Raw genomic sequence first — 18,902 nt, 5'->3', positions numbered from 1 at the left:
CTCAGGAAGCCAGCTGCACGCGGCCGATGTCGGGCTCAGGGGCTTCACTTTCGTCATCTTCGGTTTCCAGGCGAACCAGATGCGCCGGTACGCCGGTGGCCGCGCCCCAGTAATAAATACCCAGCGCGCAAGCGGCGACGACCAGGGTGTCGAACGGATGGCTGAGGATGCCCAGGCCACCAAAGCTGCCGAGCTTCGACAGGATGATGGTCACGGCGTAGAAGCCGATCAGCCAGGCAGAGGAGCGAACCTGGCGGCCGAGGCTCAGGTGCAGGGTCGGCACAAAACGGCCGCACAGCAGGTACACCACGAACATCAGGATCTGCAGGCCGAGCAGCCACGACACGGTGCTCCAGCCCGACCAGTAGACGATCAGCGCGGCGATGATGAACGACAGTGGGCCGAGCACACCCATCCACTTGACCCGGAACGGGCGCGGCAGGTCTGGCGCATTGCGGCGCAGCGCAGCCACGGACACGGGCGCCACGGCGTAGCTCAGCACCAGTGCAGCGGACACCACGTTGATCAGCGCTTCCCACGATGGGAAGGGCAGGGTCCAGAACACCGACAGGCCAAAGGTCAGCCACAGCGCCGGGCGCGGGATACCGGACTTTTCGTCGATGCGCGTGAAGATTTTGAAGAAGGTCCCGGTTTGCGCCCAGCCGTAGATCACCCGTGGCGTGGCGTTCATGTAGATGTTGCCGCAACCGCTGGGGGAGATCACCGCGTCGGCCACCACCAGATACGCCAGCCAGCCCACGCCCAGGGCGAGGGCGATATCACGGTACGGCAGGGCCAGTTCCTTGGCGACGCCGGCCCAGCCGTTGGCGAGCATTTCGGTGGGAATGCCGCCGAGGAATGCGGTCTGCAACAGCACGTAGATCGCGGTGGAAAGCAGCACTGACAGGATCAGTGCAATCGGAATGGTGCGTTGCGGGTTCTTCACTTCGCTGGCCACCGAGATGATCGGCGTCAGGCCCAGGTACGCGAAAATCACCCCGCCAGCGGACACCGCCATTTCAATGCCCGACAGGCCGAACGGCGCAAAGCCTTGGGTATGGAAATTCTCTGGCTTGAAGAAGGTGAACAGCACGCCGATCACCAGCAACGGCACGATGAACTTGAACACGCTGACCAGGTTATTGGCCATGGCGAAGGTCTTCACGCTGCGGTAGTTGAGGGCGAAAAACAGTGAGAGCAGCGCAAATTGCACGAACCAGCCGAGGACGGTGGGGTTGCTGGAACCCGCCTGCGTCAACTCGGGAAACCAGGCCGCGGCGTATTGGCGCGAGGCGACCACTTCAATCGCTACCAGGCTCGAAAACGCGATCAGCGTGATAAAGCCCATCAGGTAGCCCAGCAGCGGGCCGTGGGAGTAAACCGGGTAGCGCACCACACCACCGGCGCGGGGCAAGGCCGCCCCCAGTTCGCAGTACACAATGCCCAGCAGCAACACGGCGAACCCGCCCAGCAACCAGGAAAAAATCCCCGCCGGCCCGGCGATGGCAGAGACGTGACTGGCGGCGAACAGCCAGCCCGAACCGAAGATCGCTCCCAGTCCGATAAAGGTGAGGTCGATCAATGAAAGCTGTTTCTTGAACTTGCCTTGGGCTGACATGGCGGCGCCTTCTTGTGGGTTATTGGATAGGCATGCAGTGGCCCTACAGTGAACCCATCACCGGCGCCGCGATTGATGTTTTGCGCAGGCTGATATGACGAAATCAGCACAGTTTCGAGCGCTCGACATGCCGGCGCCCATGGGGCAATCTGCTCGCCAGGCACCGCCCGCCGGGCGCCTGGCCTGTCCGCTGAATGCAGGAGAAAGCGTCATGATGCAGAGCGCGTTCGCGACCCTTTGCCAAGGGAGCGAGACCAACCGCCCGCACACCATCGAAGAATTACTGGCCGGCGTGGGGCTGTTGTTGCCGATGCTGGACGTGATTCCCAATGCTGCGATTTTTATCAAGGACGTGCAGGCGCGCTACGTATTGGCCAACCGCACCCTGGTGCAACGGTGCGGGTTGAAGCACTTGCAACCGCTGCTGGGGAAAACCAGCGCCGAGGTTTTTCCCGCGCAGTTGGGGCCCGGCTATACCGAACAGGATCGACGGGTGCTGGAGCAGGGATTTGTCCTGGAAGACCAGTTGGAACTGCACCTCTACGGCACCCGCGAGCCGGGTTGGTGCCTGACCCACAAATGGCCGCTGTACAGCCGCGACGGAGCAATCATCGGCCTGGCGGGCATCTCGGTCGACCTGCAAACCGCCAGCGAAACCCACCCGGCTTATCAACGGCTGGCGGCGGTGGACGAGCACATCCGGGCGCATTTCAATCGGCGTGTCACGTTGGGTGAGTTGACGCGGATTGCCGGGATTTCAGTGGCGCAACTGGAGCGCTACTGCAAGCGCGTGTTCCACCTGACGCCGCGTCAGATGATCCAGAAGGTGCGCCTTGAGCATGCGCATCGGCTGCTGCATACCGAGCTGCCGATCACTGAGGTGGCGTTGCAGTGTGGGTATACCGACCACAGTGCGTTTACCCGGCAGTTCAAGGCGTTGACCGGGTTTACGCCGCGCCAGTATCGTCAGGCGACCAGTGTGCGGTGATGTGTAATTGGATCTACGTGAATGTCATGAGCAGCGGTGGTGCCAACAAGGAGGGCGCCAACGCTCTTCGCAGTTGCGCAAACCTGGTCAGTTTTATCCCTGCCGTTGGTGTGACTTATCAAGTCATCCAGTCCGTGCACGTCTTCAACCATAGCCGTCTTCAAACTGTCAGGAGTTCAACGAGATGGAATCGAGGATAGAGTTATCTTTCGAGGTTACCGAGCAAGAGCGCCAGGCCATTCTCCAGCCGCTGCGGGAATACAACATCAGCCAATGCGGCGAGAACCCGTTCGAAACCTTCGGGTTGTTGTTGCGCGATCCCGCCAGCCAGGAAGTGGTAGGCGGCCTCTACGGGAAAATCTCCTATGGCTGGATGTTCGTTGAGCTGTTGAGCGTGCCAGAGTCAATGCGCACTCAAGGCATGGGCTCGCGGCTGATGCACGCGGCTGAGGAGCTGGCACGGGAGAAAGGCTGTGCGGGGATCTGGCTGGACACCTTCAGCTTCCAGGCACCCGGGTTTTATCGGAAGCTGGGTTTCAGCGAGTTCGGGCATATTGCCGAGTACCCGCCAGGGCACACGCGCCACTTTTTCCAGAAGCACCTGACCTGAGGGCTAGCGGGCCACCGACCGCCAGGTCACCAAGCCGTCCAGGCCATTATCGGACTTCAAGTACCTGAGCACCTTCTGCGCCTGGGCCTTCTCTTCAAACGGGCCGACAAAGGCGTGAGGCGGCTCATCGAGGACGGTGGGCACATCGAGCGCCTGCAACTGCGCAACCAGCTCACCAAGCGCTGTGTCGGTATCGGCGGTAAGGCGCACGACCCAGCCGCTGCGATATTTCACGGTGATAGGCTCTACCTCGGCGCCAAGGCTGCCCAATGCCCTCTAACACTTCAAACACCCACAAACTTTATTGGATTGCAGCAACAATTTTTCTTGTTGGACACCTCCCTCCCCAAGCAGCAAAGATGCCGCCACTGACGCTCGACCTTCCAGGTCAACAATAAAAAATCGAGCCGGGCTGCACGCCGTTTTCTTGCAGTGAACCCTTTGTTCACTACCTGCTTTACTGGCGCCGCAGCGCGCACTTAAGGACCTCACCACCATGCAAACTGTTGTGAACCTATGGCCGCTGATTGGCGTACTCGTCATCGTGGTCGGCTTTGTGTTGCGCTTCAATCCGCTGCTGGTCGTCACGGCGGCAGCGATTGCCACCGGGTTTGCCGCCCACTTCCCGCTGGAAAAGATCCTCGCCACCATGGGCGACGGCTTCCTCCAGACCCGCGCCTTGCAATTGATACTGTTGTTGCCCCTGGCCGTCATCGGCTTGCTGGAGCGTCATGGCTTGCGCCTGCATGCGCAAAACTGGATCGCGCGTTTTGAGCGGGCCACGGTCGGGCGCTTGCTGATCATCTATCTGTTTGTGCGTGAATCCACAGCGGCCATGGGCCTGACGAGCCTGGGCGGGCACCCGCAGATGGTGCGCCCGTTGCTGGCGCCGATGGCGGAAGGCGCGGCGGAAAAACGCTATGGCAAACTCCCCGACAAGCTTCGCCACAAGGTCCTGGCCATGTGTGCCGCGACCGACAACGTAGGGCTGTTTTTTGGCGAGGATATCTTCGTCGCCTTTGGTGCGATTGCGCTGATGCACACCTTCCTGCTGGGTTCGGGGATTGATGTCGAGCCTCTGCACATTGCGGTCTGGGGCATCCCGACGGCGATCTGCGCCTTCATCATTCACGCCATCCGCTTGCACCGTTTTGACCGAATGCTGACCCGAGAGCTGTCACCGGCCAAGCAAACGGAGGCGGCGCAATGATCATTTCCATTGAGTACCTGTACTGGCTGGCCGGCGTGCTGCTGGTCATCACCTCCGGGATGATCCTGATGGATCGCACCCACCCCAAGCGCTGGTCGAGTTCGTTGTTCTGGCTGCTGTTTGCCATTCCGTTCCTGGTGGGGGAGCGTCTGCCCTCGGTGGTGGTCGGCGTGGGCGTGGTGGTGATGGCGCTCATCGCGGGCCTGGGCGGCGTAGGCCGGGGCGCGCATGCTCAGTTGCATGACAAGGCCGCACGGGCCAGCGCTGGTCGCCTGGGGCATAAATTGTTTATCCCGGCATTGGCCATTCCGTTGACCACGGTGATCGGCTCGGTGCTGCTCAAGCACACCGAGATCGGCGGCGTGCCGCTGCTGGACCCGAAGAACACCACCTTTGTTTCCCTGGGCATCGGCTGCCTGATTGCACTGGCGCTGGCGTGCTGGCTGACGCGGGACACCCCGGTGCAAGCCCTTCGCGAATCCCGGCGCCTGACCGAAGCACTGGGCTGGGCGATGGTGCTGCCGCAGATGCTGGCGATGCTCGGGCTGTTGTTCAACGAAGCGGGCGTGGGCACGGCGGTGGCGCACATCACCACCACCTACATCAACCTGGATTACAAGCTGGTAGCGGTGATGGTGTATGTGTTGGGCATGGCGCTGTTTACCGTGATCATGGGCAATGGCTTTGCCGCCTTCCCGGTGATGACCGGCGGCGTGGGTGTGCCGGTGCTGGTGGGTATCTACGGCGGTAACCCAGCAGTGATGGCTGCCATTGGCATGTTCTCCGGTTACTGCGGTACGTTGATGACCCCCATGGCGGCCAACTTCAATATTGTCCCGGCGGCGTTGCTGGAGCTGCCGGATAAAAACGCGGTGATCAAGGCGCAGATGCCGACCGCGTTGATGATGCTGGTGGTCAATATTGTCCTGCTCTACCTGCTGATGTGAGGCTGTAATGCGCACTGTATTGCTGACGGGTTTCGAACCGTTTGACCAAGACCTTATCAACCCGTCCTGGGAGGCGGTACGCCTCTTGGAGGGTGTGCAGTTGGCCGCTGATGTGCGGATTGTCGCGCGGCAGTTACCCTGCGCCTTTGCAACGGCGGGCGAGCGTCTGGCTCAGTTGCTGGCCGAGCATCGCCCGCAGATGGTCATTGCTGTCGGGCTGGGCCCCGGGCGCAGTGATATTTCCATCGAGCGGGTCGCGATCAACCTCAACGACGCGCGGATCCCGGACAACCTGGGGCAGCAGCCAATCGACACGGCGGTGGTGCCCGGCGGCCCTGCGGCCTACTTCGGTACCTTGCCGAGCAAGGCCATGGTGAAGGCCCTGCGCGAAGCCGGCATTGGGGCCTGCGTGTCGCAAACCGCCGGCACTTTCGTGTGCAATCAGGTGTTCTACCTCTTGCAGCACGCGCTCGTCGGATCAGGGGTACGCAGCGGTTTCATCCATGTGCCGTGGCTGCCCGAACAGGTGGCGGGCCGCGTACCCGAGCCGCCCTCGATGGCATTGCCGATGCAGGTTGAAGGGTTGCGGATTGCGCTGCTGACGGCCTGGAATACCCCGGTGGATATCACTGAAGCGGGTGGCCAAGTCAGCTGAGGTTTTCGGCTTCGCGTCCCGGGAAAAACAACGCGAAGCACGTCACGCCGTCCTCGCTGCTGACGCTGTAGCGTCCGTTGTGCAACTGCATGATGGTCGCGACAATGGACAGCCCCAGCCCATTGGAATGCGCCGAGCGTTCCCGGGATTCATCCACCCGATAAAAGCGCTCGAACAACCTGGGCAAGTGCTCCGCCGGGATGGTTGCCCCGTGGTTGGTCACCGTCAGGCTGATGCCCTCGGCGCCGGGTGTGGCCTGGATCAACAGCTCGGAACTCGGCGCGCCATATTTGATGGCGTTGGCGCACAGGTTGGCCAGGGCGCGGCGCAACAGCATTGGTTCGGCCCAGATCACGCCTTCGCCCTGGGCAAGGATGCGGATGTCGACATCGCCCGCCAGGCCTTCGAAGTAGTCGGCCATGCGTTCCACTTCATCGGCCGCATCCAGTTCCTGGCGTTGGCGCAGGGCGCTGGCGGGGTCGGTACGGGCCAGGAATAGCATGTTGTCGAGCATGCGCGCGAGGCGTTCAAGCTCTTCGACGTTGGAGGCCAGCAGTTGCTGATAGGCCTCGACGCTGCGGTGTTGCTGCAACGCTACCTGGGTTTCCCCCAGCAAGTTGTTGATGGGCGTGCGCAGTTCGTGGGCCATGTCGGTGGAGACCTGCCCCAGTTGCACAAAACCCTTGGCCAGGCGTTCGAGCATGGTGTTGAACGAGTCAATCATCGGCAGCAGTTCTTTCGGTGCGCCCTGGCTGTCGAGGCGCGCGGCGAGGTTGCCGACGCCGATGCCCTGGGCATGCACCGCCAGGCGCCGCAACGGCAGCAAGCCGCGATGCACCATCAGGTAACCGACCACCGCCAGTACCAACGCGGCGATGCTGGCGAGGATATAGACACTCAGTCGGTAGCTGGCGAGCACGGCGGTGCGCTCGGTCATCAGGCGCCCGGTGGTGACTTGCAGGCTGCCCAGGTCGCCCGAATCAATGGTGGCGGCCAGGGTGGAGAAGGGCACGCCATTCACCCCGGGCAAGTGCTGCACGTCGGCGAATTCCAGGGTGTGGTCCCTGGGTACCGGTTTGACGGTGGGCATGTCGATGTTGCCGGGGTTCACCTCCAGCAGCGGCTTCTGCCCGGGCGCGGCAATGCTCAGCACCGATTCGCGGTTGCCGAGCATGTTCTGGAACAGCTCCGGCTTGGTCTTGATCAGGTCCAGGGTGTTGCTGTCGTTCAGCAGGTTGCGCAGTTGGTCGACGCGGTAAATCAGCGCGGCATCGTCCCGGTGGACCAGCTCGCGCTCAAGGTCGCGGTACAGCGCCACGCCGAGGGTCGCCAGCAGGGCGAACGCCAGCAAGGCAAAGATCAGCGCCAGGCGCAGTGTCAGGGAATAATGCCGAGGTCTGCTCATGGCTGCGTATCGAAGCGGTAGCCGATGCCGCGCACGCTGTGGATCAGCTTGAGCTGGAACGGGTCGTCGATTTTCAGGCGCAGGCGGCGCACGGCCACGTCGACCACATTGGTGTCGCTGTCGAAATTCATGTCCCACACCCGCGAGGCGATCAGCGAGCGCGACAGTACCTGGTCCTGGTGGGTGGCGAACAAGTGCAACAAGGCGAACTCCTTGTTGGTCAGGGTGATGCGCACGCCGCCGCGGGTGACGCGGCGCTTGAGCACGTCGATCTGCAGGTCGGCGATCTGCAGTTGTTCTTCTTCACGGCTTGGCCCGCGCCGGGTCAGGGTGCGCAGGCGCGCCACCAGTTCGGCGAAGGAAAACGGCTTGATCAGGTAATCGTCGGCGCCCAGTTCCAGGCCCTTGATGCGGTCGGCAATGTCGTCCCGGGCGGTGAGGAACAGCACCGGCGTATCGGCTTCCTTGCGCAGGCGGCGCAGCACTTCCCAGCCGTCCATCTTCGGCATCATCACGTCCAGCACGATCACGTCGAACGGGGTTTCCAGGGCCTGGTGCAAACCGTCCACACCATCGCGGGCGAGGCTCACGGAGTAACCCTGTTCCTGCAAGCCGTTAAGCAGGTAGTTGCCCGCCTTGGGCTCGTCTTCGACTACGAGGATGTTCATGGGAGTTGCCCTGGTGATGTGCCGGTGTTTCGTGGCGCAAGTGTAGCCCGATCAATTGTCATTGGGGCAGCCGATGCCCTGTACCTGATAGTCCAGCACGTGTTCGCGGCCCTGGCTGTCGAGGTAGTCGAGGCGGGCGGGGACGATGCCGCACTGGCCGTAGGTGTCGGTGCTCGACAGCACTTTGGCCACGTCCATGTGCATGAAGAAGCCAGGCGTGTCATGGATGACCGGGGTGGTATCGGCAAACGCCGAGCCGGTGGCGAGGAGGGCAGCAACGCCGAGGATAAACAGTTTCATGGCGGTATCTCTCTTTAAGGGTTGGCTGCCGGTATCCGGCAGTGAGTTCACAGTAACCAGGCGACACAAACAGCCAACCAACAGGATGATGACAAGATCGTAATGAAGGGATCAGGGCTGGCGGCCGGAGGCTTCGAGGATCAGGTCGGTGATTTCCTTGGCGTGGGAAACCAGCGACAAGTGGCTCGATGGCACTTCGATGGTGGTGGCGTTCATGCGCTTGGCGAGAAAGCGTTCCAGGTCCGGGTTGATGGTCTGGTCGTTGCTGGACACCGCATACCAGGACGGCTTGGTGTGCCACGCGGCGTTGACGGTGCGGCCGCTGAACAGGGTCTTGGCGATGGGTTGTTGTACGGCGTACAACTCCATGGCCTTGGCGCGGGGTACGTCGGCGGCGAAGTACTTGAGGAAGGCGTCCTGGTTCAGGGTCAGGTAGCCGTCGTGCTCCACCACACCGGCCCGTACGGGTGTGCTCGGGTACTTGGCGGACAGGGCGACGAAGTCTTCGTTGGCGTCCGGTGCGCGGGCGGCGACGTATACCAGGGAGCTGACCTTGGGGTTGGCCCCGGCGTCGCTGACCACGGTACCGGCGTAGGAATGGCCGACCAGCACGGTAGGACCGTCCTGCTGATCGAGTATGCGGTTGGTGGCAGCGACGTCATCCGCCACCGAGGTCAGCGGGTTTTGCACGGCGGTTACGTGCAAGCCGGCGGCCTGCAGGCGGGTGATCACTTCGGACCAGCTGGAACCGTCAGCCCAGGAGCCGTGTACCAGCACTACGTTATTGGCTTTCACTGGTGCAATCGGGCCTGCGACGGCAGCGCCGGTACCCAGCATCAACAGGCTGGCGGCGATCAGGCAGAGTTTGCTTGCAGGTTTCATCGGGCGGGCTCGCTTCTTTATCAGTGGGAAGTTGGGTCACCCGCGGTGGGTGACTGACGACTTCACTGTATGAAGTGAGGGGGCTGGCAACACTGACAGCTTAATGACAAGTTTGTAATGCAATGGGCAGCCTGGGAGCTGCCCTTGTTGGGCTGCGGCCCATCAGACCGTACGGGCCGCCTGCAGGCGTTCAGCGCCACCTTCCGCCATGCCGCGTTCGTGCAGCCGATCGGCGCCACCCTCGGCGAGCAGGTGGGATGGCTGGTCTTTGACCGTGGCGGCGTGGGTGTTGGCCGACGCCATGGATGACAGCCCGAGGCCCGCGACGACAGCGAGGCCGAATACCAGGGATGATGCTTTCAAGAGATTGAACATGATGAGGCTCCTACGCGTGAGTCAGCCGGATTGGCTGGTGGTCGTAGTGAATCGCCGGGGTGTATCTGCCATGTGTGCCCAGGCGTGGCGAAATGCGGGTTCGCGTATCCAGGCAGGGTTCCCATACAGTCCGATACAAACCACGGGAAGGTTTACAGCGTTTGGGGCGATCCGTAGATTGCATCGGGCAAGTGGTTCGTCAGCACCCAAGACCGGGTGACGAAAACATGAGGAAGCCGAGCAGTGTCCACCCGCGATTCAGCTGTATTCGCCAACCGTTACCGCGCCTTCCTGTTCGATATGGATGGCACGCTCCTGAACTCCATTGCCGCCGCCGAACGGGTATGGGCGACCTGGGCTGAACGCCATGGGCTGGATGTCGCGGCCTTTCTGAAGACCATTCATGGCGCCCGGGCTATCGATACCATCACCCGTCAGGCATTGCCCGGGGTTGACGCGCAGGTGGAGGCGCAATGGATCACCGAGGCTGAACTCGAGGATGTAGAAGGGGTGGTGGCGATTGCCGGCGCGGTGGAATTTCTCAACACACTGCCCGGCGATCAATGGGCGCTGGTCACGTCCGCACCCAAGGCACTGGCGCTGCGCCGCATGCAGGCGGCCGGAATCAACCCACCGGCGGTGTTGGTCACCGCGGAGGATGTCGCCAGCGGCAAGCCGGATCCGGCCTGTTATGTGCTGGGTGCCCAACGGTTGGGAGTACCGGTGCAGGACTGCCTGGTGTTTGAAGATGCCAGCGTCGGGATTCGTGCCGGCGAGGCGGCGGGGGCCGATGTGATGGTGGTGACGGCGACACACCTTGCGCCCATGGTCACGGAACACCCCTCGATTGCCGGCTATGAGCATCTGCTGGTCCAGCAAGATGAGGCCGGGCTGTTGCACCTTCAACGCCTGATGTGAAAAAGGCCGATCCCGGTTAACCGGATCGGCCTTCTTTGTAAGCGGACGGTTTACAGACGCTCAGGACGAGGCTTTCCGGCGGTCGCCGCGAGGGGGGCGCCGACACAATTTTCGATGAATGGCAGCCTGGAGGGGCTGGAGGCAGAAGACAAACAAGTACGCGCCCAGGAACAGCGTCAGGTCCAGCCAGGAGTAGGCATTATCGGAGATGCCCTCCATTTCGTACCGCACGGCATACTCCAGCCCGAAAAAGACCAAGGCGATCAGCCCGGCGATCGTCCAGGACTTGGATAAAGAAGGCTGTTTATCAGGACGCCTCATCAACATGCTCCTTGGCGTGCTGCAGACTGTAAAAGATTTGTCACGAGATTCGGCTCTGGAAAATTCAACAAGTTCCATTTGTATGCAAGCTGTTTCATGCGTAAAGGGCACCCAGCGGCTATTACTGTGAAGGGTTCCTGCCGTCCGTCATGCAAAGGGAGTACGCCTTATGTTCGTTCAGTGGTTTCTTGCCGCCGTCCATTTACTGGCATTTGCCATGGCGTTGTCGGCCGTGCTGGCCCGTGGCAAGGCTTTGCGCAGCCTGGTGGAGAGTGAACCCTCCACCGTGCGTCGCGTATTGATCACGGACAACATCTGGGGAATCAGCGCCTTGGTGTTGCTGGCAACCGGTGGCCTGCGGGCCTTTGGCGGCTATGAAAAAGGCAGTGATTATTACCTGCACCAGCCGTTGTTTCACGTGAAGATGACGCTGCTGGTATTAATTCTGTTACTGGAACTCGCGCCGATGATCCGCTTTATCAAGTGGCGCATCGCCTTGGCGCGCGGTACGCACCTCGATCTGCACCAGGCAGGTCTTTTTGCGCGCATCAGCCACCTGCAGGCGTTGCTGGTGGTGCTGATGATGATTGCGGCGACGGGAATGGCACGCGGCGTAGGCCTGGGGTAACAGTGGCCTGGCGCTGGAATGAGGGAATAGGGCGCGCTGGCCACGGGAAGCCGCGAGCAGGCTAAAGGAGGTTTTCGCCAGCCGTTACAGTGAACGAAAGGGCTGGCTACTGGAGGCGCTTCAAGGTGTCTGGTTTTTATCCGGAGCCGTCAGGCCCGCCTGGATACGTTGGTAGATCTCCTCGCGATGCACGGCAACGTCCTTTGGAGCATTGATGCCGATTCTTACTTGCTGGCCGCTAACGCCCAGAATGGTGATCGTAATGTCATCACCGATGTTTATGCTTTCACCTACTTTGCGGGTGAGTATCAGCATGGACTTCTCCTTGATTGCTTTGAAGGACACATGTTTCAGACAGGGCAGATGTCGGATGTGTGTAGCTTACTGCGAAGCGCTTCCCTGTGGCTGCCTCTTTTAGGACGCATAGAGGCGGCATTAATTCCCATGGCGCCATCATACAGGTCTGCGATACATGATTCGCATTGTTTAAGCCAACGTTTATGACGGCCAGAATAGACAGTGAATGATAAAGTCGCCTCTTTGATCCTCTAAGGAGCAGGGTAGTGCGTAAAGTAGCGATGGCAATTGCGGTGTTGGCATTGGCCGGTTGCGGTGAAGGTAAAAGTGTCGATGCCCCCAAGGCCAGGCCCGCCGTTGCCGAGGCGCCTGCCCAGGCCCAACCAGCGGTCGGTGCAATTGCCGCTCAAGAGTGGGATGTATGGGTGGGGCCGCCGGATCACAAGCTGCAAGCGATAACTGATTTGACCGCGTGGTTGCTGGAACACGGTTTCAGTTTCTATCTGACAAAGGAAGACGGTAAGGATCAGGTATTGCTGGGGCCGTTCAGCACCAAGGCCGAGGCGGAGGCCAAGCAGGTGCAGTTGACCGAGAAGCTCGCCACTGCAAAGAAAAATGACACCGTGTCCGAGGTCATCGAACACAAGGTTGCGCAGTAAAGGATCGGCAAGCGGGAGTCCATGGCGCTCCCGCTTTTTACGTTCAGCCGCAGGCTTTCAAGTTCACCGGGCCGACAAACTCATTGCCGCGCCCCATCACGCACGCCACGGTTTGATTGCGCTGGCGTTCCCAGGGTTGTACCGGGTAGGTCTTGTTCCAGGCTTCGTAGAGTTGGCGGTCCTGCTTCGACAGGCGCAGGCCATACTGCTTGCTCATGTAGAAGTACGTACGGGCGATCATCCCGCGAATAGAAGGGCGGGGCATGACCTTCTTGGCCTTGAAATCCACCTGGGTCAGGCATGATCCATATTGCCCGCTTTGCACCGGCAGCCAGCCAAAACTGAAATTGTTCCGGTCGCCATTGACCTCGCCGATACTCGGCACCAGGTTGTGCAGGTCGGCCTCAGCGCGCTTGTACACCGCATCCTTGCGGGTGCAATTTTTGCGCCCGCCATCCTGCCAGCACTGGCGCTGATGGCCGATCTGCCAGGCTGGAACAATGTGTTCCCATTCAATGCGTGCTGCCCGGTTCGCGTTCTTGCGCGGGACATAGCCGCAGGCTTTCAGGTCCACCCGGTTACCGTTGTATTTGCAGCCGCAATAAAATTCCGTGGATTGCGGTTCATACAGCTTCCAGGCGATTTTCTTGGCTTCGCTGAACGTCTTGGGCGCTTGGGCGTGAGCGGTGACAGCAAAAAACACAAACAACAGACTGATAAAACGGACACTCATTGACTCAATCTTCCTTTGGCACAACCCAGAAAATCTGCACGCCACCGTCATCGCGATAAGCGAGGGTGACGTTGTCGTTTTCTGCGATTTCCTCCAGTAGTCGTGCCCATTCGTCTTCCGGTTCCTCGGGTAAACGAAAAATCAACGCCGCCTTGTTCTTTTGAGCGTTGGTGGAATTGATGATTTTTTGCACGCGAACGGCCAGGCGTTGGTAGGCGTCAGGCGCTGCGGGTGCTGCGGAAGAGGGATTTGCCACGGAGTATTCCTTATTAGGCTGTACGTGCATACAGTATTTAACTGTGGGCAATTTCGCAACTGCTTAAAATCCAAGAAGTTCTTCTGACAGTGGTTTTGCCGATTTGGTGTAGGAGGGCTTTGTTTTTCAAGGGTTTATTGCGCGGGGGTAGAGCGGGGGAATTTGGGCCCGCTCGCGGTGCGCCACGAGCGGGATGGCCCAACCGTTACCGGCCGGGCCTGGGAGCGATCAATATTCCCAGAACATCCGTTGCAGTTCCTTGCTGTCCTGGGTCTTGGTCAGGGCGACCATGGCCAGGATGCGGGCTTTCTGCGGGTTCAGATCATGGGCAACTACCCAGTCGTATTTGTCGTCAGGCTGTTCGGCGTTACGCAGAACGAAACCGCCGGCATTCACGTGGGAAGAACGAATGATCTGCACGCCTTGCTTGCGCAGTTCCTGCAGGGCTGGCACCACCTTGGACGATACCGAGCCATTGCCGGTACCGGCGTGGATGATGGCTTTCGCGCCGGCCTGGGCCAGGGCTTTGTAGGCGGTATCGCTTACGTTGCCATAGGAATAGGCGATTTCGACGTCCGGCAGACTTTTGATGGTCTTGATGTCGAATTCCGAGTTCATGGTGTGGCGCTTGGCCGGCAAGCGGAACCAGTAGGATTTGCCTTCCACTACCATGCCCAGCGGGCCCCATGGGCTCTTGAACGCTTCAGTCTTGATGTTGATCATTTTGCTGACGTCGCGACCCGACTGGATCTCGTCGTTCATGGTGACCAGCACGCCTTTGCCGCGGGCGTCTTTACTGCCGGCTACGGCAACGGCGTTGTACAGGTTGAGCATGCCGTCAGCCGACATGGCGGTGCCTGGGCGCATCGAGCCGACCACGACGATTGGCTTGTCGGTTTTTTCCACCAGGTTGAGGAAGTAGGCAGTCTCTTCCAGGGTGTCGGTACCGTGGGTGATCACGATGCCGTCGACGTCCTTGCTGTCGGCCAGCTCGGCGACGCGGCGACCCAGTTGCAGGAGGTTTTCGTTGGTGATGCTTTCGGAGGCAATTTGCAACACTTGCTCGCCGCGTACATTGGCGATCTGACTAAGCTCAGGAACACCGGCGATCAGTTGTTCGATGCCGACTTTGGCGGCCTGGTAGGTCGCGCTATTGGCCGCGCTGGCGCCAGCGCCGGCGATGGTGCCGCCGGTGGCAAGGATCACCACGTTGGACAGTTTTTGCTGGGTTTCAGCTTCTTTTGCCTGAGCGGCAACAGGGAACAACAGCAGGAGGGCTAACGCGCCCGGGACGAAAGTTTTCAACGCAGATTTCATTATTCTTCTCTCTAGTTTTTGATGAGTGCTGATGCAGGTTCATCTAGAAACACCCGGGCGGTTCTGAGCGCCACGAGGTGCTGAGTAAGAGCAGGATTTGTACCAGCGGTATTTTGTTTGGTAATAGAATTTAACCTATTGATTTATATCTATATTTATTTGCTTTTTAAGCAAGGGACTTCGTCTTTTGTCCGGCTTTCCGAACAAAACGGCGTGCGAATGTTCGGTTGTCCGAAAAGGATGACGGAAAAGTTTGGTTTTAAACGCAGAAGGCACATCGCGACCTGTCGTTTCAGAGAACGATCAGGGGGCACCGATGTTTAGGGAGGACAGCCAATGGCTGCGAGGGCAGGGCGTAGAGCGGATTCATCAAAAGGCTGTTTTCTCCCGTTGACAAATCCCGACAAGCTTCTCATAGTTTGATCTAACGCAAACGTTTGCGAGATGTTTCACGGGCTGCTCTTGGCGTGTCGTGAAAGCTCGTATCAGTCGCCCGGGTGGGATGGCTGCCGAAGCGTACTTCGGTGCAAGCGTTGCTCACAATAATCATAAGATCGGAGTGAACCCATGAAGCTGCCATTCGCTGGACGTCTTCTTGCTGTCGCTGTGCTTGCTGCCGCATCCGCTGCCCTGCCTCTTTCCTCTGCATTTGCTGCCGAGACCGCCGCCAAACCCAAGGTCGGCCTGGTCATGAAATCCCTCGCCAACGAATTCTTCGTCACCATGCAGGACGGCGCCAAGTCCTACCAGAAAGAACACGCCGCCGATTTCGACATGATCACCAACGGGATCAAGAACGAAACCGATACCAGTGCGCAGATCGATATCGTCAACCAGATGATCCTCGCCAAAGTAAACGCCATCGTGATCGCGCCTGCGGATTCCAAGGCGTTGGTCACTGTGCTGAAGAAAGCCTCCGATGCAGGCATCAAGGTCGTCAACATCGACAACCGCCTTGATCCGCAAGTGCTCAAAAGCAAAAAACTCGATATCCCGTTTGTAGGCCCGGATAACCGCAAAGGTGCCAAACTGGTGGGCGACTATCTGGCCAAGCAGTTGGCTGCGGGTGACAAGGTCGGCATCATTGAAGGTGTGCCGACCACCACCAACGCCCAACAGCGTACCGCAGGCTACAAAGATGCGATGGACGCCGCCGGCATGAAGATCGTCTCCACCCAGTCGGGTAACTGGGAAATTGACCAGGGTCAGAAAGTCGCATCCGCCATGCTGAGCGAATACCCGGACCTCAAGGCGCTGTTGGCCGGTAACGACAACATGGCGCTGGGCGCTGTCTCTGCCGTACGTGCGGCAGGCAAGGCCGGCAAGGTGTTGGTCGTGGGCTACGACAACATCGAAGCCATTAAACCCATGCTGCAGGACGGCCGCGTATTGGCGACCGCCGACCAGGCCGCTGCCCAGCAAGCGGTGTTCGGTATCCAGAACGCGCTCAAGCTGGTCAAGGGTGAAAAAGTCGACGCCAAAGACGGCGTAATCGAAACCCCGGTCGAACTCGTCCTCAAGAAGTAATTCCCCGGCAGCACCAAACAGCGTCCGCTCACTCGAGCGGACGCCTGGAGACGTTCCTATGTCATCTTCCGCACCGAACGCTGTCCTCTCGGTCAGCGGTATCGGCAAGACCTATGCCCAACCGGTTCTGTCCGACATCACCCTGACGCTCAATCGTGGGGAGGTGTTGGCGCTTACTGGTGAAAATGGCGCGGGGAAAAGCACCCTGTCGAAAATCATCGGCGGGCTGGTCACGCCGACCGACGGCCAGATGCAGTTCAATGGCCAGGCCTACACGCCGGGCAGCCGAACCCAGGCTGAAGAGCAGGGTATCCGCATGGTCATGCAGGAGCTCAACCTGCTGCCGACCCTGACCGTCGCCGAAAACCTGTTCCTCGATAACCTGCCCAGCCACGGTGGCTGGATCAGCCGCAAGCAACTGCGCAAGGCCGCGATTGAAGCCATGGCCCAGGTTGGCCTGGACGCCATCGACCCGGACACCCTGGTCGGCAGCCTCGGCATCGGCCACCAACAGATGGTCGAAATTGCCCGCAACCTGATCGGCGATTGCCACGTCTTGATCCTCGACGAACCCACGGCGATGTTGACCGCCCGTGAAGTCGAGATGCTGTTTGAACAAATCACCCGCCTGCAGGCCCGGGGCGTGGCGATTATCTATATTTCCCACCGGCTCGAAGAGCTTGCCCGTGTCGCCCAGCGCATTGCGGTACTGCGTGACGGCAAGCTGGTGTGTGTCGAGCCGATGGCCAACTACAACAGTGAGCAACTGGTCACCCTGATGGTGGGCCGTGAACTGGGGGAGAAAATCGACCTGGGTCCGCGCACCATCGGCCAGCCGCTGTTGACGGTCACAGGCCTGACCCGCTCGGACAAGGTCCGCGACGTGTCCTTTGAAGTGCGCGCCGGTGAAATCTACGGCATCTCCGGCCTGATCGGTGCTGGCCGTACAGAATTGCTGCGCCTGATCTTCGGTGCCGATATCGCTGACAGCGGCACCGTGGCCCTGGGCACCCCCGCGCAAGTCGTCAGCATTCGTTCGCCTGCCGACGCGGTGGGTCATGGCATCGCCCTGATCACCGAGGACCGTAAAGGCGAAGGCCTGCTGCTGACTCAATCCATCGGCGCCAATATTGCCTTGGGCAACATGCCGAAGGTCTCCAGCGCTGGCCTGATGAACAGTCGTGACGAAACGGCCCTGGCCAAGCGCCAGGTCGACGCCATGCGCATCCGCAGTTCCAGCCCGGCGCAGTTGGTGTCGGAGCTTTCGGGCGGTAACCAGCAGAAGGTGGTGATTGGCCGCTGGCTGGAGCGCGACTGCGCGGTGATGCTGTTCGATGAGCCGACCCGGGGCATCGACGTTGGCGCCAAATTCGATATTTATGCGTTGCTCGGCGACCTGACCCGCCAGGGCAAGGCGCTGGTGGTGGTGTCCAGCGACCTGCGTGAGTTGATGCTGATCTGCGACCGCATCGGCGTGCTTTCCGCCGGCCGCCTGATCGAGACCTTCGAGCGCGACAGCTGGACCCAGGACGAATTGCTTGCCGCTGCTTTTGCCGGCTATCAGAAACGTGATGCGCTGCTCAACGACGCAGCGCCTAGGAATACCCCATGAAAACCACTTCTTCCCCCGCAAAACATGGCGGCAACTTCTACGGCCTGGGCACTTACCTGGGCTTGGCCGGTGCTTTGCTGGCGATGATCGCGTTGTTCTCGTTCCTGAGCGATCACTTCCTCTCGTACGACACCTTCAGCACCCTGGCCAACCAGATTCCCGACCTGATGGTATTGGCGGTGGGCATGACTTTCGTGCTGATCATCGGCGGCATCGACCTGTCGGTGGGGTCGGTGTTGGCCCTGGCCGCCTCGGCCGTCAGCGTGGCGATTCTCGGCTGGGGCTGGAGCGTGTTGCCGGCAGCCATACTGGGCATGGGCTGCGCCGCGTTGGCCGGCACCATTACCGGCTCCATCACCGTGGCGTGGCGCATCCCGTCGTTCATCGTGTCCCTGGGCGTGCTGGAAATGGCCCGCGGCGTGGCGTACCAGATGACCGGCTCGCGCACCGCATACATTGGTGATTCGTTTGCCTGGCTGTCGGACCCGGTGGCCTTCGGGATTTCGCCTTCGTTCATCATCGCGTTGCTGGTGATCATCGCCGCGCAGCTTGTGCTGACGCGTACCGTGTTCGGTCGCTACCTGATCGGCATCGGCACCAACGAAGAGGCCGTGCGTCTGGCGGGCATCAATCCAAAACCCTACAAGATCCTGGTGTTCAGCCTGATGGGCCTGCTGGCCGGCGTGGCGGCACTGTTCCAGATTTCGCGCCTGGAAGCGGCGGATCCAAACGCCGGTTCCGGCCTGGAGCTGCAAGTGATCGCTGCTGTAGTCATCGGCGGCACCAGCCTGATGGGCGGGCGTGGTTCGGTGATCAGTACCTTCTTCGGCGTGCTGATCATCTCGGTACTCGCGGCGGGGCTGGCGCAGATTGGCGCCACCGAGCCGACCAAACGTATCATCACCGGTGCCGTGATCGTGATCGCGGTGGTGCTGGATACTTACCGCAGCCAGCGCGCCAGTCGGCGAGCCTGAGC

23 protein-coding genes are annotated in these 18,902 nt (G+C 60.4%); 11 read left to right on the top strand and 12 right to left on the bottom strand.

Translation table 11 applies throughout. From position 1 onward, the window contains the following. Position 1: 1 nt before the first annotated feature. Positions 2-1,618, bottom strand: coding sequence for an APC family permease (locus tag LIY45_RS22880; RefSeq protein WP_201142506.1), 1,617 nt, complete (start codon positions 1,616-1,618; stop codon positions 2-4). A gap of 211 nt (positions 1,619-1,829) precedes the next feature. Here LIY45_RS22880 and LIY45_RS22875 point away from each other — a divergent pair, with 211 nt between their 5' ends. Next, positions 1,830-2,606, top strand: coding sequence for an AraC family transcriptional regulator (locus LIY45_RS22875; RefSeq protein WP_226477692.1), 777 nt, complete (start codon positions 1,830-1,832; stop codon positions 2,604-2,606). Positions 2,607-2,790: 184 nt separating this feature from the next. Next, on the top strand, positions 2,791-3,216 hold the full coding sequence (locus LIY45_RS22870; protein WP_226477691.1) for a GNAT family N-acetyltransferase: 426 nt from the start codon (positions 2,791-2,793) through the stop codon (positions 3,214-3,216). Positions 3,217-3,219: 3 nt separating this feature from the next. On the opposite strand, the gene LIY45_RS22865 is transcribed toward LIY45_RS22870, so the two are convergent. Beyond that, complete coding sequence (locus tag LIY45_RS22865; protein ID WP_226477690.1) at positions 3,220-3,450, bottom strand: hypothetical protein; 231 nt, start codon at positions 3,448-3,450, stop codon at positions 3,220-3,222. A gap of 262 nt (positions 3,451-3,712) precedes the next feature. On the opposite strand from LIY45_RS22865, the gene LIY45_RS22860 reads away from it, so the two are divergent. The 3 genes from LIY45_RS22860 to pcp are packed head-to-tail and all read left to right on the top strand — an operon-like array spanning position 3,713 to position 6,028. Beyond that, on the top strand, positions 3,713-4,426 hold the full coding sequence (locus tag LIY45_RS22860; RefSeq protein WP_226477689.1) for a DUF969 domain-containing protein: 714 nt from the start codon (positions 3,713-3,715) through the stop codon (positions 4,424-4,426). After that, on the top strand, positions 4,423-5,373 hold the full coding sequence (locus LIY45_RS22855) for a DUF979 domain-containing protein (RefSeq protein WP_017478823.1): 951 nt from the start codon (positions 4,423-4,425) through the stop codon (positions 5,371-5,373). The genes LIY45_RS22860 and LIY45_RS22855 overlap by 4 nt, the downstream gene beginning before the upstream one ends. Before the next feature lie 7 nt (positions 5,374-5,380). Beyond that, complete coding sequence (gene pcp / locus LIY45_RS22850; RefSeq protein ID WP_226477688.1) at positions 5,381-6,028, top strand: pyroglutamyl-peptidase I; 648 nt, start codon at positions 5,381-5,383, stop codon at positions 6,026-6,028. Here the strand turns inward: pcp and LIY45_RS22845 are convergent. From LIY45_RS22845 to LIY45_RS22825, 5 genes are all read right to left on the bottom strand, one after another. Then, entirely contained in the window at positions 6,021-7,433 is a 1,413-nt protein-coding gene (locus LIY45_RS22845; RefSeq protein WP_226477687.1) for a heavy metal sensor histidine kinase, read from the bottom strand. The two genes, pcp and LIY45_RS22845, sit on opposite strands and share 8 nt — an antisense overlap. Then, positions 7,430-8,101: a heavy metal response regulator transcription factor gene (locus LIY45_RS22840; RefSeq protein ID WP_017478826.1), complete on the bottom strand. Its 672-nt coding sequence runs from the start codon at positions 8,099-8,101 to the stop codon at positions 7,430-7,432. The genes LIY45_RS22845 and LIY45_RS22840 overlap by 4 nt, the downstream gene beginning before the upstream one ends. A 51-nt stretch (positions 8,102-8,152) precedes the next feature. Then, positions 8,153-8,401: a DUF2790 domain-containing protein gene (locus LIY45_RS22835; protein ID WP_226477686.1), complete on the bottom strand. Its 249-nt coding sequence runs from the start codon at positions 8,399-8,401 to the stop codon at positions 8,153-8,155. 111 nt (positions 8,402-8,512) lie between these two features. Further along, positions 8,513-9,283: an alpha/beta hydrolase gene (locus LIY45_RS22830; protein WP_226477685.1), complete on the bottom strand. Its 771-nt coding sequence runs from the start codon at positions 9,281-9,283 to the stop codon at positions 8,513-8,515. 162 nt (positions 9,284-9,445) lie between these two features. Beyond that, a complete protein-coding gene (locus LIY45_RS22825) occupies positions 9,446-9,658 on the bottom strand; it encodes a phage infection protein (RefSeq protein ID WP_226477684.1) in 213 nt (70 codons plus the stop codon). A 243-nt stretch (positions 9,659-9,901) separates the two neighbouring features. Here LIY45_RS22825 and LIY45_RS22820 point away from each other — a divergent pair, with 243 nt between their 5' ends. Beyond that, positions 9,902-10,576: an HAD-IA family hydrolase gene (locus LIY45_RS22820; protein ID WP_226477683.1), complete on the top strand. Its 675-nt coding sequence runs from the start codon at positions 9,902-9,904 to the stop codon at positions 10,574-10,576. 60 nt (positions 10,577-10,636) lie between these two features. Here LIY45_RS22820 and LIY45_RS22815 read toward each other — a convergent pair whose 3' ends face one another. Continuing rightward, on the bottom strand, positions 10,637-10,897 hold the full coding sequence (locus tag LIY45_RS22815) for a hypothetical protein (protein WP_226477682.1): 261 nt from the start codon (positions 10,895-10,897) through the stop codon (positions 10,637-10,639). 169 nt (positions 10,898-11,066) lie between these two features. Between LIY45_RS22815 and LIY45_RS22810 the strand changes: the two genes are divergently transcribed. Beyond that, positions 11,067-11,525, top strand: a complete 459-nt coding sequence (locus LIY45_RS22810) for a DUF2214 family protein (protein WP_226477681.1) — start codon at positions 11,067-11,069, stop codon at positions 11,523-11,525. A gap of 120 nt (positions 11,526-11,645) precedes the next feature. Here the strand turns inward: LIY45_RS22810 and csrA are convergent, their stop codons facing one another. Continuing rightward, the gene (csrA, locus tag LIY45_RS22805) at positions 11,646-11,840 is read right to left on the bottom strand and encodes a carbon storage regulator CsrA (protein WP_003192511.1); all 195 of its coding nucleotides are present in this window, start codon (positions 11,838-11,840) and stop codon (positions 11,646-11,648) included. Between the two features lie 263 nt (positions 11,841-12,103). On the opposite strand from csrA, the gene LIY45_RS22800 reads away from it, so the two are divergent. Then, entirely contained in the window at positions 12,104-12,481 is a 378-nt protein-coding gene (locus tag LIY45_RS22800; RefSeq protein WP_226477700.1) for an SPOR domain-containing protein, read from the top strand. A 43-nt stretch (positions 12,482-12,524) separates the two neighbouring features. On the opposite strand, the gene LIY45_RS22795 is transcribed toward LIY45_RS22800, so the two are convergent. From LIY45_RS22795 to LIY45_RS22785, 3 genes are all read right to left on the bottom strand, one after another. Further along, the gene (locus LIY45_RS22795; RefSeq protein WP_017478834.1) at positions 12,525-13,214 is read right to left on the bottom strand and encodes an endonuclease I family protein; all 690 of its coding nucleotides are present in this window, start codon (positions 13,212-13,214) and stop codon (positions 12,525-12,527) included. A gap of 4 nt (positions 13,215-13,218) precedes the next feature. Continuing rightward, positions 13,219-13,470, bottom strand: a complete 252-nt coding sequence (locus LIY45_RS22790; RefSeq protein ID WP_017478835.1) for a DUF1654 domain-containing protein — start codon at positions 13,468-13,470, stop codon at positions 13,219-13,221. Between the two features lie 228 nt (positions 13,471-13,698). Beyond that, complete coding sequence (locus LIY45_RS22785; protein ID WP_003219965.1) at positions 13,699-14,787, bottom strand: asparaginase; 1,089 nt, start codon at positions 14,785-14,787, stop codon at positions 13,699-13,701. A gap of 567 nt (positions 14,788-15,354) precedes the next feature. On the opposite strand from LIY45_RS22785, the gene LIY45_RS22780 reads away from it, so the two are divergent. From LIY45_RS22780 to LIY45_RS22770, 3 genes are read left to right on the top strand one after another with little or no spacing between them, the layout of a single operon-like run. Then, a complete protein-coding gene (locus LIY45_RS22780; protein ID WP_226477680.1) occupies positions 15,355-16,314 on the top strand; it encodes a sugar ABC transporter substrate-binding protein in 960 nt (319 codons plus the stop codon). A 58-nt stretch (positions 16,315-16,372) separates the two neighbouring features. Further along, positions 16,373-17,926 (top strand): sugar ABC transporter ATP-binding protein, encoded by a 1,554-nt coding sequence (locus tag LIY45_RS22775; RefSeq protein ID WP_226477679.1) that lies wholly within the window; start codon positions 16,373-16,375, stop codon positions 17,924-17,926. After that, a complete protein-coding gene (locus LIY45_RS22770) occupies positions 17,923-18,900 on the top strand; it encodes an ABC transporter permease (RefSeq protein WP_226477678.1) in 978 nt (325 codons plus the stop codon). The genes LIY45_RS22775 and LIY45_RS22770 overlap by 4 nt, the downstream gene beginning before the upstream one ends. Positions 18,901-18,902 lie beyond the last annotated feature (2 nt).

It is taken from the genome of Pseudomonas sp. MWU16-30323, assembly GCF_020515595.1.
Lineage (GTDB): Bacteria > Pseudomonadota > Gammaproteobacteria > Pseudomonadales > Pseudomonadaceae > Aquipseudomonas > Aquipseudomonas yamanorum.
The sequence above is the reverse complement of the archived record's forward strand: the minus strand, read 5'-3'. Positions and strand labels throughout refer to the sequence as shown.

What these genes read in the sequence shown, in the direction of transcription:
- LIY45_RS22810 (WP_226477681.1), top strand. Translation starts at nt 11,067, where the DNA reads ATGTTCGTTCAGTGGTTTCTTGCCGCCGTCCATTTACTGGCATTTGCC.
- LIY45_RS22785 (WP_003219965.1), bottom strand. Translation starts at nt 14,787, where the DNA reads ATGAAATCTGCGTTGAAAACTTTCGTCCCGGGCGCGTTAGCCCTCCTG.
- LIY45_RS22835 (WP_226477686.1), bottom strand. Translation starts at nt 8,401, where the DNA reads ATGAAACTGTTTATCCTCGGCGTTGCTGCCCTCCTCGCCACCGGCTCG.
- LIY45_RS22860 (WP_226477689.1), top strand. Translation starts at nt 3,713, where the DNA reads ATGCAAACTGTTGTGAACCTATGGCCGCTGATTGGCGTACTCGTCATC.
- LIY45_RS22795 (WP_017478834.1), bottom strand. Translation starts at nt 13,214, where the DNA reads ATGAGTGTCCGTTTTATCAGTCTGTTGTTTGTGTTTTTTGCTGTCACC.
- LIY45_RS22830 (WP_226477685.1), bottom strand. Translation starts at nt 9,283, where the DNA reads ATGAAACCTGCAAGCAAACTCTGCCTGATCGCCGCCAGCCTGTTGATG.
- LIY45_RS22775 (WP_226477679.1), top strand. Translation starts at nt 16,373, where the DNA reads ATGTCATCTTCCGCACCGAACGCTGTCCTCTCGGTCAGCGGTATCGGC.
- pcp (WP_226477688.1), top strand. Translation starts at nt 5,381, where the DNA reads ATGCGCACTGTATTGCTGACGGGTTTCGAACCGTTTGACCAAGACCTT.
- LIY45_RS22780 (WP_226477680.1), top strand. Translation starts at nt 15,355, where the DNA reads ATGAAGCTGCCATTCGCTGGACGTCTTCTTGCTGTCGCTGTGCTTGCT.
- LIY45_RS22800 (WP_226477700.1), top strand. Translation starts at nt 12,104, where the DNA reads ATGGCAATTGCGGTGTTGGCATTGGCCGGTTGCGGTGAAGGTAAAAGT.
- csrA (WP_003192511.1), bottom strand. Translation starts at nt 11,840, where the DNA reads ATGCTGATACTCACCCGCAAAGTAGGTGAAAGCATAAACATCGGTGAT.
- LIY45_RS22815 (WP_226477682.1), bottom strand. Translation starts at nt 10,897, where the DNA reads ATGAGGCGTCCTGATAAACAGCCTTCTTTATCCAAGTCCTGGACGATC.
- LIY45_RS22770 (WP_226477678.1), top strand. Translation starts at nt 17,923, where the DNA reads ATGAAAACCACTTCTTCCCCCGCAAAACATGGCGGCAACTTCTACGGC.
- LIY45_RS22880 (WP_201142506.1), bottom strand. Translation starts at nt 1,618, where the DNA reads ATGTCAGCCCAAGGCAAGTTCAAGAAACAGCTTTCATTGATCGACCTC.
- LIY45_RS22870 (WP_226477691.1), top strand. Translation starts at nt 2,791, where the DNA reads ATGGAATCGAGGATAGAGTTATCTTTCGAGGTTACCGAGCAAGAGCGC.
- LIY45_RS22875 (WP_226477692.1), top strand. Translation starts at nt 1,830, where the DNA reads ATGATGCAGAGCGCGTTCGCGACCCTTTGCCAAGGGAGCGAGACCAAC.
- LIY45_RS22825 (WP_226477684.1), bottom strand. Translation starts at nt 9,658, where the DNA reads ATGTTCAATCTCTTGAAAGCATCATCCCTGGTATTCGGCCTCGCTGTC.
- LIY45_RS22855 (WP_017478823.1), top strand. Translation starts at nt 4,423, where the DNA reads ATGATCATTTCCATTGAGTACCTGTACTGGCTGGCCGGCGTGCTGCTG.
- LIY45_RS22845 (WP_226477687.1), bottom strand. Translation starts at nt 7,433, where the DNA reads ATGAGCAGACCTCGGCATTATTCCCTGACACTGCGCCTGGCGCTGATC.
- LIY45_RS22840 (WP_017478826.1), bottom strand. Translation starts at nt 8,101, where the DNA reads ATGAACATCCTCGTAGTCGAAGACGAGCCCAAGGCGGGCAACTACCTG.